Annotated in this window: 8 protein-coding genes and 5 pseudogenes; 9 read left to right on the top strand and 4 right to left on the bottom strand. The window is 61.0% G+C overall.

What is annotated here, in order from left to right; all coding sequences use genetic code 11:
• Nucleotides 1-211: 211 nt before the first annotated feature.
• Together ACUP6Y_RS22530 and ACUP6Y_RS22525 are read right to left on the bottom strand one after the other, a co-directional pair.
• Nucleotides 212-438 (bottom strand): annotated as a pseudogene (locus ACUP6Y_RS22530) (hypothetical protein); the annotation flags it as partial.
• Nucleotides 439-827: 389 nt separating this feature from the next.
• Nucleotides 828-1,049: pseudogene (locus ACUP6Y_RS22525) on the bottom strand (transposase); the annotation flags it as partial.
• A 798-nt stretch (nt 1,050-1,847) separates the two neighbouring features.
• On the opposite strand from ACUP6Y_RS22525, the gene ACUP6Y_RS22520 reads away from it, so the two are divergent.
• From ACUP6Y_RS22520 to ACUP6Y_RS22500, 5 genes are all read left to right on the top strand, one after another.
• Nucleotides 1,848-2,792, top strand: coding sequence for a sugar ABC transporter substrate-binding protein (locus ACUP6Y_RS22520; RefSeq protein WP_462553219.1), 945 nt, complete (start codon nt 1,848-1,850; stop codon nt 2,790-2,792).
• 46 nt (nt 2,793-2,838) lie between these two features.
• Complete coding sequence (locus tag ACUP6Y_RS22515; protein WP_462553218.1) at nt 2,839-4,374, top strand: sugar ABC transporter ATP-binding protein; 1,536 nt, start codon at nt 2,839-2,841, stop codon at nt 4,372-4,374.
• A complete protein-coding gene (locus tag ACUP6Y_RS22510; protein ID WP_462553217.1) occupies nt 4,346-5,404 on the top strand; it encodes an ABC transporter permease in 1,059 nt (352 codons plus the stop codon). Before ACUP6Y_RS22515 ends, ACUP6Y_RS22510 begins: the two co-directional genes overlap by 29 nt.
• Before the next feature lie 302 nt (nt 5,405-5,706).
• Nucleotides 5,707-6,033 carry a hypothetical protein gene (locus ACUP6Y_RS22505; protein ID WP_462553216.1) on the top strand — a complete coding sequence of 109 codons (327 nt, stop codon included), beginning with the start codon at nt 5,707-5,709 and terminating at the stop codon, nt 6,031-6,033.
• A gap of 452 nt (nt 6,034-6,485) precedes the next feature.
• Entirely contained in the window at nt 6,486-7,544 is a 1,059-nt protein-coding gene (locus ACUP6Y_RS22500; protein ID WP_462553215.1) for a 3-isopropylmalate dehydrogenase, read from the top strand.
• Here the strand turns inward: ACUP6Y_RS22500 and ACUP6Y_RS22495 are convergent.
• Nucleotides 7,541-7,756, bottom strand: a pseudogene (locus tag ACUP6Y_RS22495) (integrase core domain-containing protein); the annotation flags it as partial. The gene ACUP6Y_RS22500 and the pseudogene ACUP6Y_RS22495 sit on opposite strands and share 4 nt — an antisense overlap.
• A gap of 76 nt (nt 7,757-7,832) precedes the next feature.
• A pseudogene (locus ACUP6Y_RS22490) lies at nt 7,833-8,018 on the bottom strand (IS481 family transposase); the annotation flags it as partial.
• 278 nt (nt 8,019-8,296) lie between these two features.
• Between ACUP6Y_RS22490 and ACUP6Y_RS22485 the strand changes: the two are divergent.
• From ACUP6Y_RS22485 to ACUP6Y_RS22470, 4 genes and pseudogenes are all read left to right on the top strand, one after another.
• Nucleotides 8,297-9,193 (top strand): sugar phosphate isomerase/epimerase family protein, encoded by an 897-nt coding sequence (locus ACUP6Y_RS22485; RefSeq protein ID WP_462553214.1) that lies wholly within the window; start codon nt 8,297-8,299, stop codon nt 9,191-9,193.
• Between the two features lie 284 nt (nt 9,194-9,477).
• Nucleotides 9,478-10,021 (top strand): annotated as a pseudogene (locus tag ACUP6Y_RS22480) (helix-turn-helix domain-containing protein); the annotation flags it as partial.
• Nucleotides 10,022-10,294: 273 nt separating this feature from the next.
• Nucleotides 10,295-11,488 carry a cytochrome P450 gene (locus ACUP6Y_RS22475; protein ID WP_462553213.1) on the top strand — a complete coding sequence of 398 codons (1,194 nt, stop codon included), beginning with the start codon at nt 10,295-10,297 and terminating at the stop codon, nt 11,486-11,488.
• Between the two features lie 281 nt (nt 11,489-11,769).
• Entirely contained in the window at nt 11,770-13,230 is a 1,461-nt protein-coding gene (locus ACUP6Y_RS22470; protein WP_462553212.1) for an FAD-dependent oxidoreductase, read from the top strand.
• Nucleotides 13,231-13,359: the final 129 nt, after the last annotated feature.

Below are 13,359 nucleotides of genomic sequence, written 5' to 3'. Positions count from 1 at the left end.
AAGACCCAGCCGGTGTGGACGTCGGTGAGGTTGACCGGCCGGGCGAACTCGCACTTCAACGACCGGCCGCAGTGCGCCACGGTGTGCGCTCCACAGCTGTTCCTTGGATCGAGCCGAGGCCAGATATTGGTCGATCGAAGCAGCGCTCCTGGCGAGTAGCTCGGCGCGTACCGAGGGCTGTAACGGGCCTGGGGGTCTGACTTTCCCGGGCCGTTTGGCACCGGCTCGTCCTGGTGTCGGCCAGCGACCCGAATGCTTCGGGGAAGACCGGTGCGTACTTCAGGGTCTTGAACGCGGCTTCGCCGTCATCCTCGGCCGCCTGGACGGTCCAGGCCACCACGTAGCGGGAGAAGATGTCGAGCGCGACGTCGAGCTGGAACCACGTCCCGCGTCCAGGTCCGCGGAGCTTGGTGATGCCCACGACCACACCTGCCCCGGTGGCCATCAGCTGATATGTAGGCCATTCGTGTCACGAGGCAGGGTGAGGCGCCCGTCCCGATCACTCGGGGCGGGCGCCTCGTGATCCGTCGTCTTCGGTGGTGGCTGAGCGGGTCGCTCCTCGCGCTGCTGCCACTGTTCTGGTCGACGAAGCAGACTGTGGCGGGGCTGGCTACTCCTCGAGGACGGCCAGGGACCAGCACCAGCCGGCCAGCTCGCGGGCGTGGCGACGTCGGCCACGACGTGGCGCTTGCGCCGGGCTGGGAATGTGTTCCAGCGGTGGTCCAGCCGCGGGTTGCCCTCGTCGCCGCGGCGCGGGCGGCCGGTGACGCGAGTTCCCAGCGGTCGCGCATGGTCTTGCCGACGACATGGTTGGCGCGGTGGTGCCAGGCGGCTTCGATCAGGAGCCTGCGGACGTGGCTGTTGGCGGTCTTGGTGATCGATCCCTGCACCCTGGACTGGCCTGAGGAGAACTCGCTGGGTACCAGGCCGATGAGGGAGCCGATGCTGTTGCCCCAGCCGCTGCACGAGTGGGGTGAACTCGCTGTCGGCGGCCATCTCGGCGATCGCGGCGTCCAACCGGTCGTCCACTGGGGTGGCGAGTTCTGCACTATCGACTTGTCGCAGAACCGCTCCGAGGTCAACACCGCCAACACCTGCTCCTGCTCGACTGCGGTCAGAGCGTTCGGCGGGGTCGGCCGCGACGGCCTACGGGCCGGCTCGTGGGCCACCGGCTGCTTGGCGCGGCAGTGGCTGCCCCGCAGACGCTCGAGGAGCTCGCAGGCCTTCTTGGTCTTCACTCCGCGGCCTCGTACGCGGCGAGGATCGCGGCCTTGTACTCACCAGTGAACCGGCGTTGGCGTCGGTTGGTCTGCCCTCGGGCCCACCACCCCATCATCGATCCGGGCAGCATCGGCCAACGTCATGGTCATCAACTACCTCGCTTCTCGCCCCGTGCGGAGGGGAGGGACGCAGTAGCGGGGTCTCACCTCCGCCTGACGCGGAGGGGATTGACATCGCTTGTGAGTCCGGTTACATTGCGTCATCTACTCAGCACACTGAGCATTTTCGCGATGACTCGTGGCCACGCACTCGGGCGGCGGACCAGAAGAACGCAAATGTCATAGCTGGCCCAATGCCCCCAGGGGCACGTTTCTATCCTTTTCAACATTCCAGGAAGGACCTACTCAAGTGTCGATCAAAGCTGGTCTACTTTCCATTGATTGGTGTTCGGCGTGAGGTCCGCGGGTTCAGCGCGACGCCGAATGTTCGCAGGCTCGTTCGCTACCGCTGTTCTCGTTACCGCGCTTGGCGCGTGTTCGGACACGAGTGCGGATTCTGGTGGCGGTGCTGGAAGTGCCGATTGCGTCGCTCAGGCTGAGGCGAAGGTTGAGGCGGCTATGCAGCCGATGGAGATCGAGAAGCCGCAGCCGCTAGACACGTCTTCGATGAGCGGTAAGACGGTTGCTATCGTCTCCTGGATCCAAGCCTCGACGTTGAACGCGGTTGCTAACGAGGCTTTGCAAAAGGCGCTTGAGGAGGTTGGGATTAGCAGCACGTTGTTCGACGCCAAGGCCCGGCCAGACCTCGCTGCGCAGGGGGTCAATTCAGCAATTGCACAGGATGTGGACGCGATCATCATGTTCGGCGTCTCACCCAGCCTTGTGGCTAACCCTCTGGAGGACGCCAAGGCGGCTGGAATTCCGGTACTCGATCTCGTGCAGGAGGCGCAACCCGACACCGTTGCGGCCGTGGTGGCCATGAAGGCCGAGGACACTGGGACCCTGTCGGCCGACTATGCTCTCGCCAAGACCGAGTGTAAATTGGACGGCGCTGTCCTTTACGCTGCAGGTGACGAGTACAACACCGCCTATAACGATGCTATCGTTGCAGAGGTAAAGGCTCTCTGCGGCGACCAGTGCGAGCTTGAATCGACTGATTTCCCGATTCCGACCTTCGCAACGTCAGTGCCGACGATTTCGGCGAATATGCTTCGTCGGAATCCCAACATGAACTTCCTCATGACGCCCGACCCGGCGGTTCCGATGGTCCTCCAGAGTGCGAAGACGGTGGGTATCGACGTCCCAGTCATCGGATGGGATGGCGGTCAGTTGCAACCGTCTATCGAAGGAAGCGGGCAGGTCGCTGACCTGTCGTGGATGCCGCACGAGGTCGTGGGATGGATTGCGGCGGACAGCGTCATGCGCGTCATTTCCGGCTCGCCAGAGAACGTGTACCTGCCACAGCAGATTTTCGACGAATCGAACTGGGGCGAGGCGTGGGAGTTTAGTACGCAGTTTCCGAAGTTGGTTGGCTTTGAAGACGAGTACAGGCAGGCTTGGGGGGTATCGTGACAATTCTCTTGAACCTCATTCCCAAACGCGGCTGGATGTCGCGGCGATGACCGAGCCGGCCATTTCAATGAGAAATGTCGCCAAAAGCTTCACAGGCGTCACCGTTCTCAGAGACGTGAATCTGTCTGTCCTTCCCGGCGAAGTTCATGGCCTTGTCGGGGAGAACGGCTCGGGGAAGTCTACCTTGGTCAAGATTCTCGGTGGGATCCATGTCCCTGATCATGGCTCGAGGATCACTCTCCAAGGGGAGGAGGTCACATTCCCGATCAAAGACGTTAGACAGCACGGCGTGGCCATCATTCATCAGGACCTAGCTCTGGTTGAAGGTATGTCGGTGGCCGACAATGTCGGCATATCGACCGGCTACGAGCGCTGGATTGGCTCACCCATCAGTAGCAGGCATGAGCGCACAATCATCCGTGACCTTGCCAAACGGTTTGGTCTCGACTTGGACCCGAACCAACTGGTGGGTGACCTATCGCCCGCGGAACGGTCGGTCGTCGCGATCCTGCGAGGTCTGCGCCAACTGGGTGACGACGGCCAGAACAAGGTGATCGTGCTGGACGAGCCCACGGCCGCACTGCCACACGCGGAGTCAATCCGCCTTCTTGAACTCCTGCGCACGATGGCGCGTAACGGGACTGCTGTGATCTATATCAGCCACAGAATGAATGAAGTGCTGAGCGTTTGCGATCGGATCAGTGTTCTTAGGAGTGGCCAATTGGTGGCTACGGTTGACGCCGCCGCGACTACCGCGTCACAGATTGTGGATTTAATGCTCGGATACCCAATTGGTGAATTCTATCCGGAGAAGCACGTGCATACAAATCAGGATGTCCGACTTCAAGTACGCAGTCTGACGCACGGCGGCATCACCGACCTGTCTTTCGAGGCCCACGCAGGGGAGATCGTCGGTGTGACCGGCTTGGCCGGTATGGGTCAGGATGAGATTCCGTACCTACTTGCCGGCGGTCGGGCACGATTGGCGGGAGAGGTTGTCGTTGATGGGCGGCCGGTGGACGGCTCCCCAAGATCCGCCAGGCTGGCAGGCATGGGGCTCGTTCCGGGGAATCGCCAGCGAGACGCACTCTGGCTGCTCGGTTCCGCTTCGGAGAACCTGACCCTGCCCCATCTCGGTAAGTTCTGGCGAAAATTTCGGATTCATCCTGCGCGGGAGCGCGAGTTCGTTGAGCGCGAGTTCAAAGGATTTTCAGTAAGCCCGAATCTCCCGTCACTCGAGATTTCTCATTTCAGTGGCGGAAACCAGCAGAAGATCGTGATGTCTCGAATACTGCGCCTCGAGCCAGGCGTACTTCTCCTTCATGAGCCCTCGCAGGGCGTCGACGCCGGCGCAAAGAAGGAAATCTTGAATATTGTCCGGGCAGCTGCCGATGCCGGCGCAGCCGTCGTCATCTTCTCGTCTGACACCGAGGAAGTCGCCCAGGTCTGTCATCGCGTACTGATCATGCAGTACGGGTCGAGCTCCGCGATGCTGTCGCCTGGCGAAGTTTCCGAAGAACGCATTCTTTCGCTCTCGCAACGAGGGCTCTCCGATGGTCAAGGGGGCAGTAATGCAGCTTAAGGGCGAAACGAGTCCGCTCGATGGCGACGACTTGGCGACGGAAGCGGCTGGATTTCAGCATCTAGATGCGTCGAAGGGTCGCCCGCGATATGCAGGTCCACTGGGTGCATTCGTTCCATGGGCAATGGTTGTTCTGCTGGCGTTGATGTTCATCACCTTCTGCTTCCTCCTTCCAGACACTTTTGCGTCTGTTGCCAACGTTCGAGTGATGGTCGAGGGTCAAGCTACTGTCTTGCTGTTGGCAATGGCACTTCTTATTCCTCTACGTGCAGGTGACTTCGATCTGTCCGTGTCGGCAGTGATGGTCCTCACGGGCGCTGCAGTTGGGATTCTTACGCTTAACAATGAGTCCACCTGGATGGTTTACCTTCTTCCGCTCCTCATTGGGCCCGTGGTCGGCGTAGTGAACGGGATCCTCGTGGTAAAGGTCGGGATCGACAGCTTTATTGCGACCCTGGGAACTTTGACTATTCTGGGTGGCCTTTCGATTTTTCTAAGCGGTGGAACCCTAGTCACGACAATTCCACCGGAGTTGAGTGACTTCGCAAGTCACCGTTTCCTGGGGCTGACCACGTTTGTTTGGATCGGTTGGATCGTTGCCGGGATCATTTGGTATGTTTTCGAATTGACCCCCGTTGGACGCTTCCTATTGTTCGTCGGCGGAAACCGCGCCTCGGCGGAGTTGGCAGGTCTTCGCGTGACATCACTACGCGTGGGGAGCTTCATTGTGTCGGGTGCCTTGGCGTCTCTCGCCGGTATGCTGTTTGCGGGGAGTCTTGGCGCGGTCGACACTTCGTCCAATGCTGCCTACTTGTTGCCGCCTATCACGGCAGCCTTTCTCGGCACGTCCGCAATCAAGGTGGGTCGCTTCAACGTGGCAGGTACTTTGGTCGCGCTCTATCTATTGACTGTGGGAATCACGGGCCTCGTGCTTCTTGGATTCGATAGTTGGGTGTCCGACGTGTTCAACGGTGCCTGTCTCATTCTTGCTGTTGCGTTCACCATTGTGGTGCGCCGCGGTAGTAAGTGACTTTGATGTGAGGTCGACCGGGTCACCCCTGGCCCACTGCGATCCCTGGCCGGCGGGTGCCCCGGTTGAGCCAGCACTCAACTCGAGCCTGTTGGGGCGGATACGTCAGCCGGTGACCGTCGCCAGGCCCCGATCACTTCCGAGTTCGGTAGCGGGAAAGCGCTGACAGCAGAGTGCGCGGTTTCGCTGGGTTCCCTGCCGAAAGAGGTAGTCCGCCTACGTCGGGGACGTCTACCGCTGCATCTGAGCAAAGCCGAGGGGTTGGCGTCTGTGAGAAATGGGAGAGGTGAGGAATGAGGTTGATGTCCTTTGACGAGTGGCGCCGGCGCGCACCCGGTGTCGCATATGTCGACGCTATCGTGAGTTCCAAGACAGGGATGTGCGCCACCTTGACCGGGCCCTACGGCGAGGCGAACGTCGTGGAATTCGCATGCAGAAACACGAGGGTCTATGAACTGCCGGCTGAAATTGACCGTGCCCTGGCCGTGAGCGTGCGGACGAGCGGTGAATTGCTGGAGTGCAGCGTACTGGGAACCTCGCGGCGCGGCCCACGACGCATCACGATCGAGCTAACGCAGGCGCTTTACCTGGCAAACGCCGGTGTTCATACGGTCTTCTGGAGCCGGTAGTTCATCTAGCTGTCATCGGAGATGGAAGCGCTGCACCCGACCCGAGAGAGCTTCGTCAACAGGCGATCAGGATTAATGCCAGCGGGTCTCTGTGGTTCGGTTCGGCTCGCCGAATAGATGGAATCAAGAGTCCAGCGGAAGCACTGATTGCGAACGGTATGTTCAGCATGCGGACGATGTGAGGATCGCTATGTCTTCTGAGCAATCGACGGCCAGATTCTGGTGAATGCCAGGGCTGGGCGCAACGTGGTGCCTGTCTGGACAGGAGCGTGGCAGACCCAGCTCCATGGACTCAGGCTGACTCCGACAGGTGGCGGGCCGAAGGCATGTCCACCTCGGGGCCTTGAATGCCTCAAGCGACGACGCTTCTGGATCGTGTTCACCCACCTCGACATTGATCAGGCACCGTTGGCGACGGGACTCGCCCCTACTGCTCGACATAGGAGAAACTCATGACATCTACTCTGCATCTTGCTGTGATCGCCGGCGACGGGATCGGACCGGAGGTGACCGCGGAGGCACTCAAGGTACTGGGGGCCGCTCCGCTGACAAAGAAGCTGGAAGTCACACGGTACGACCTGGGCGCGGAACATTATCTCGCCACTGGTGATGTTTTGCCCGGGGCGGTCCTCGACGAAATTCGCGGGCATGACGCGATCCTCCTGGGAGCTGTTGGAGGAAGGCCTGGGGATCCGAAACTTCCAGCCGGGCTCATCGAGCGAGGTCTGCTGCTCCGGCTTCGCTTCGAACTGGACCACTACGTGAACTTGCGGCCGTCGCGGATTCTTCCTGGGGTCAGGTCGCCGCTCGCGGACCCGGGTGATGTCGATTTCGTTGTAGTTCGGGAGGGTACCGAAGGGTCGTATATCGGGAACGGCGGAGGGCTCCGCGTCGGTACGCCAGCCGAGATCGCAACCGAGGTTTCGGTGAATACTGCCTTCGGCATTGAGCGAGTCGTGCGCCACGCCTTTGGCCGAGCTATGCAACGCCCACGCAAGAAGCTGACACTCATCCACAAGACGAATGTGCTCGTGAACGCGGGTGCGGTTTGGTCGCGGCTGATGGCTGAGGTGGGCGAGGAGTTTCCTGACGTTACTGTTGATTACCTCCACATTGACGCGGCCACTATCTTTATGGTGACGGATCCCAGCCGTTTTGACGTTATCGTTACAGACAATCTATTCGGCGATATCATTACCGACTTGGCGGCTGCAATTACTGGCGGAATTGGTCTGGCCGCGAGCGGGAACATCAACTCGGATGGGACCGCTCCATCGATGTTCGAGCCGGTGCACGGATCTGCCCCGGACATCGCCGGACAACAGAAGGCGGACCCCACAGCAGCGATTCTGTCCGCTTCGCTCATGCTCGCCCACGTCGGTTTGGGCCCCGCGGCTCGGCGAATCGAGGAGGCGGTGCTCAGCGACTTGGCGGAGAGAGCCGGCGGAGGTGGCCTACCGCGAAGTACATCCGAGATCGGCGATGCCATCGCCGCACGAGTGGCCGGCTAGGTGTAGTTGCTGATGACGCCGGTGCGAAGGCGTGAGGCCGGGGGCTTGTCCGCGGCGGCGCTGTGGGGCCGATGGTGGTTGTAGTGCAGGTTCCTGGTAGCCATCGCGTCGCAGCTGTGGGCTTCGTTGCGCCAGGGGCGGGCGTAGAGCAGCTCGTTGGCCAGGATCCGCTGGTATCTCTCCACCTTGCCGTTGTGACCGGGCAGGTAGGGAGGATCCGCTGATGCCGCGAGGCGAACGAGCGCCACTCTGCATACTGAGCAATCTTGCCGGCGACAAGCAGCCGCCGACCTTCCCGTTCTGCCAGGTGCAGTGGGGCTTGATCAAGATGTGCTTGGCGCCGAGGGCCTCGACAGCGGCACGCATGTCGGCGGATCGGCGGTAGGACAGGTGGTTGTCGGTGATCACCTCCTCGATCCGGGCGATCCCGAAGGTGGCGAAGTAGGCAGCGGCGCGGAGTAAGAATCCGGCGCATGGCGTGGCCACCACCGCGCAGTTAGCGTGACCGTCAACGGGCAGGTCTCACGTCCGTCACGGGGCAGATCCTGACGTCCTTGACGATTGACAATGGCAGCGGGACAGATCTTGTTGCCCGGCGCGGCGCCGAAGGCTGGCTGCCATACCTCGGGGTGACGATTGGTGATTTAGTCAGTATGCTGATGAATGCCTGGGCGTGACCTGTCGGCAAGGGGCGCCGGGTATGCAGCTGCATGGGGAATCTCCGGAGTTGGACCAAGGTGAAGGGGCCTGAGATGCCAGTGACGGACGTGAAGCTTGTAAGCGCGGCTTGGACGAGCGCCGGTGACGCATCACCGCTGTACGAGAGCCCAGCGAGCCCCCTCGACATCTTCGATCGGGTCGAGTGCGTAGGACGAGCCGGCTTCCAGGGCATAGGGTTTCTCGATGTCGACCTTCGGGTGGCGTTGGAGCGCCATGGTGCCGGCGCCATGCGCAAGGTGCGAGAAGCGGTATCCCGTGCTGGGATTGAGATGGTCGAGCTCGAGTACCTCACCGGGTGGTACTCGACTGATCCTGTCGAGCGGAAGGCGTCGGAGGAAAAGCTCGAGTTCCTGCTGAGCTGCGCCGCCGAGCTGGGTGCTCGGCACATCAAGGTCGGAACCAGCATCGCTGCGCTCCAGACTCACCCGCCGGACTACGACCAGATCGCCGCTGAGTTCGCGCGTATCTGCGAAGCCGCGCAACGCGTGGGCACCAAGATGGCCTTGGAGTTGCATCCGTGGGCTCACACCTGCACACCCGAACTGGGCCTCGGCGTTGTGCGGGCTGCGCCGAGCGGCTCCGGTGGTCTGATGATCGACAGCTGGCAGGCCTATCGCGGTGGCTGGGATCTGTCGGTATTCGAGGGCCAGAGCGGGGCGCACGTCATCGCCGTCGAGCTGGCCGACGCCCGACGGGAGCCCCAGGGGACTCTCCTCGAGGACACGGTCAACCATCGTCAGTACTGCGGTGAGGGGGACGCGGATATCCCAACGTTCATTGCGGCGATGATGAGTGCAGGTTTCGGCGGTTTCTGGGGTATTGAAATGCTGTCGAGCGAGCATCGGGCGACGTCGGTCGAGGCCGCCCTGAAACGCGTCCGCGACACCACGATGGAGTCGTTCGCGCGCGCCAGCAGTTGCGGCTCATGAGGTTGGTGTCACCCGGCCGTAGGTCGTGACGGACGGGCGGGTCCCTGGTGGCAAAGATGGAAGTCGACCAAGACATCCGTCGCCGATCCGAAGTACCTGCCCTATGAGCCTTCGTAATGCGCCGTTGACCCCTGAGGGCCGTCTGCGACTGGTGCTGTGCTGCCGCCACGGTCCTTTTGCCCACATCGCTGCCGAAGCAGGCGTCTGACGCCAGTGCCTGGGCAAGTGGGTGGCCGTTAACGCGAGCACGGCGAAGCCGGCCTCCACGGTGATTCGAGTGCGCCTTGTTGTCGCTCGACGCGGACCCCGGCGACGGTTGTCGAGCAGATCGCGGTCATGCGGAAGAACAGGCGATGCGCTCGCTCAGGCGACCGGATCCCTCGCGGGTGGTGCAGCGGCAGTTCTGGCCACAGACCGCCACCGGTGACACGACGGTGGAGGCGTCGATCGCCGTGGGTGTGTCGTGGCCGGTCGGTGCTCGCTGGTTTCGTCACGCTGGCGACGTGCCGCCAATCCCGCTGGCCGACCCCACTGTCCGGAACCTGACCTGCGGGAAACGCGAGGAGATCGCGATCCTCCGCGCCAAGGACAAGGGCCGTGCGCGAGATTGCCCGTGCGATAGGGCGTGACCCTGGGACCGTCTCACGCGAACTGGGTCGCAATGCCGCGACTCGTGGCGGCAAACAGGAGTACCGCGCTGGCGTGGCGCAGTGGAAGGCGCAGCAGGCGGCTAAGCGTCCCAAGACCGCGCGGCCCGTGTCCAACGAGCAGTTGCGTGAGTACACCGGGCCGTCCCGGGCCACTGGGAGGGCGAGCTCACCCAACGGACCACGCCTTGATTGCCAACATCCTCGCCCGAGCGGTGGGTGCGGCGCCCCCCGGGCCACCAACGGGCCGCTGATCCAGGCGTGAACCCGCTCCGGTGCTACCCAAAGGCGTGTGGGGACGAAGGCGGTGGCCCGGCTCAGAAGTCGGCTTGAATCTTGACAACTACGAGGGTGGGGGATAATCTCCATCCATCAGTATACAGAGCAACTAGGTTGGCACACATCGGAGGCAAAGTTCCTCGCTTAGGTGGCCTACTGGATAGGGGTGACGGCTATGGAGCGCGTGGCAGACTTCGAACTGACTAAGCCGGAAGTAGCGAAAGAGCCCACCGAATACTATAACAAGCTCCGCTCAGGATGTCCGGTAAGTCATACCGATACTTTCGGCGGCTTCTGGCTGATGTCGCGATATCAAGATGTCTATGAAGCTTTGCTGGACCCAGTCACATATAGTAGTAGCTTGAATGGGATTAGTATTCCAAAAATCCCACAGCCGCCAGTGATCTGCCTCGAGCAAGACGAGCCGGAGCACCGAAAATTTCGCAAGCCCATGCAGGCTTGGTTTACGGTCGCCCGCATGAGGAAGTTTGAACCGCAAGTTCGTGAGATTGTCACGAATTGCCTTGACCAATTTGCCGCCGAGGGTCGAGGTGATCTTGCCCTGTCGCTGGCACAGCCCGTCCCTCCCTTGGTCATCGCCCGCCTACTTGGCCTGCCAGAGGCGGACTGGCCGTGGTTCCGCGAAAGAGACGTCACAGCCCTACGCCTTACCAGGGAGGGGGACAATGCTGGCGCGGCGGCGGCGATTTCTGAACTGCACGAGTATGTGCGCGAGCGTTTAAATGAGCGGCGCAAGCAGCCGACCGATGATCTACTTTCAGAAATTGCAGCGCTTGAAATCGACGGGATGCCGATCACCGACGACGATGCGGTCGCGATGGCGCTCCTCACTCTGAACGCTGCCCACGATACAACGGTAGCGGGCATTGGAGGACTTCTTTATCACTTGGCTCGCAACCAGAACGTTCAAGACCAAGTCACGGCTGATCAGTCCCTAGTCGAATCCGCCGTCGACGAAGCATTGAGAATTGCCACCCCGCTTCTCGGCCAGGGACGAACTGCAACGAAAGACCTGTCGCTAGAGGGAGTCGAGGTCCCGAAGGGCGACCAGGTAATGTTACTTCTCGGGTCCGCAAACAGAGATCCGAGCAAATTCCCGTCGCCGGATGAGTTCCGACTCGACCGCCCCCGCAATCAGCATGTGAGTTTCGGGGCAGGGATTCATCGGTGTGTCGGCGCCCCACTTGCAAAACTTGAAATGCAAGTTGTGCTGGAGGAAGTATTGCGTCGACTGCCAAACCTCCGAATTGATGACGAGGACGCTGTGTCGGTCGAATACAATGTGGCCGCATGTATCTTTACGTCTCTTCCGGCAGCCTGGGATCTTGCTCCGGTCGGCTCCGCATAATTGGGACGATCGCCATCGGCTGCACGTCGAGTATCGGGCCTATGCACTAAATGAGGTCCAAGGTGTTCGCGAAGCTCGTCCAATGCCTCTGGCCCCCCAACGATCGAGGTACTCGCGAGAGTCGTTGGCCGTAGTCGGAGATGCCACACCGCGGCCATGAGAGCGTGGGATGTTCCGGTCAGGAACTCCAACTCCAAGAGTGCGATATTGAGCGGCGTCTACGTCCCAATTGTACGGTCGAAGTCGATGTCAACGGTGCACACCCGAGAGAGTCAATCTTTGTGACTGGAACACGGCTTCGCGAGCTGATGGCCGCGTCGGACTCCCAAGTCGACATCGTCGTCGTTGGTTCAGGCATCGGCGGCCTTACGGCTGCCGTGCGTGCCGCACGGGCCGGGGCACGTGTCATCGTTGTCGAGAAGGCGAGCGAGGCTGGAGGAACGACGCGGCTTTCCGGGGGCGGAGTCTGGGGAATGAGGAGATTCGAAGATATTCGATCATTCGTTCCGCATGGCGATGCCGATCTGCAACGTCGGTGGGTTGAGGGCATTCCCGCCGGACACGCGTGGCTGGACGAGCTCGGGATACCCGCCGAGGTGAAACCAGGCACGACATTGTCTGGCATGGACGCTGATCTACCGAATCGTCTGATCGACGGCGATATCATCGAGGGATACGACACGATAGGGCGGGTCATGAATCCGTCCCAGTTTGTGGACATGATGGTCGAGGAGCTTACTCGCCTCGCTGTGCCGTTGTTCCTCGACACGTCGCTAGAGGAATTGGTTCGGAAAGGTGAGAGCGTAGTCGGCGTCGTTCTCCACGCACAAGGTACTCGGCTCTCGGTTAAAACCCGTGCTGTCGTACTGGCTACCGGCGGTTTCGCTGCCTGCCCAAGTTTGATCGCAGAACACATCACCCCTTATGCGGCCAAGTTGTGGCCACGATGTGCGGATTCAGTCACAGGTGATGGGTTGCGGCTAGCGACTCAGATTGGCGCGGCTCCATCCGATGGGGGTTTCAATGCATTTTACGGACATAATCTGCCTGCTCGTCCAGCAAAGTTTGATAAGTCGCAACTGATCGAGGTTTCGCAATTTTACGGTCCAGCGGCAGTCGCGGTCAATCTCAGAGGCGAGCGGTACACCGACGAGGGCGAGACACGGCTTGAGGAGACCCTGGCACAGGACACTGCGCGGCAACCCGATGCAACAGCTTTGCTGGTCTTTGACGACGCAATGTGGAAGATGTATCGCGATCCTCGCTCAAGATTCAGTCAGGCGGGGTCAGACAAATTTGGCATCGCTAGGGACGCCGGGGCTCCGGTGTTATTCACGCACGATATGGAAGAGCTAATTAGACAGGCCGGTACGCTCGGCGTGGCGCCGGTTCAACTGCGAGAGACCATCGAAGTCTTCAACGGCGCAGCCAACAATGGGACAACGCACTTGCTGGACGTACCAAAGTCTCGCTACGTTTACCCGGTCATGACGCCGCCATTCTACGGCGTCCTGGTCCAGCCAGGCATTACGTCATCTATGGGCGGGCTGAAAGTGAATCAGAACGCTCAGGTGCTGGATGCCGTCGGCAAAACCATCGGTGGTCTCTACGCGTGCGGGGTCGACATCGGCAACCTCAACAACCGGCATTACGCCGGCAACCTCTCTATCGGGCTTGTTTTTGGCATGGCAGCCGCGGACCACATTACCCACAGTCTAGATTCCGGCGGACGTACAGCGTGACTTGAGCACAGCGCCGGGCCCGCATATCGACCCGCGCCCTCAGGCTGAGTGACGTGTGGGTGAACAATCCGTTGTGTGAATCGCCCTGGTTCTACAGAGACACGAACTATTGGATTCCGACCAAGGGTT

This window comes from Nocardioides sp. S5-5, from assembly GCF_054954065.1.
The sequence above is the reverse complement of the archived record's forward strand: the minus strand, read 5'-3'. Positions and strand labels throughout refer to the sequence as shown.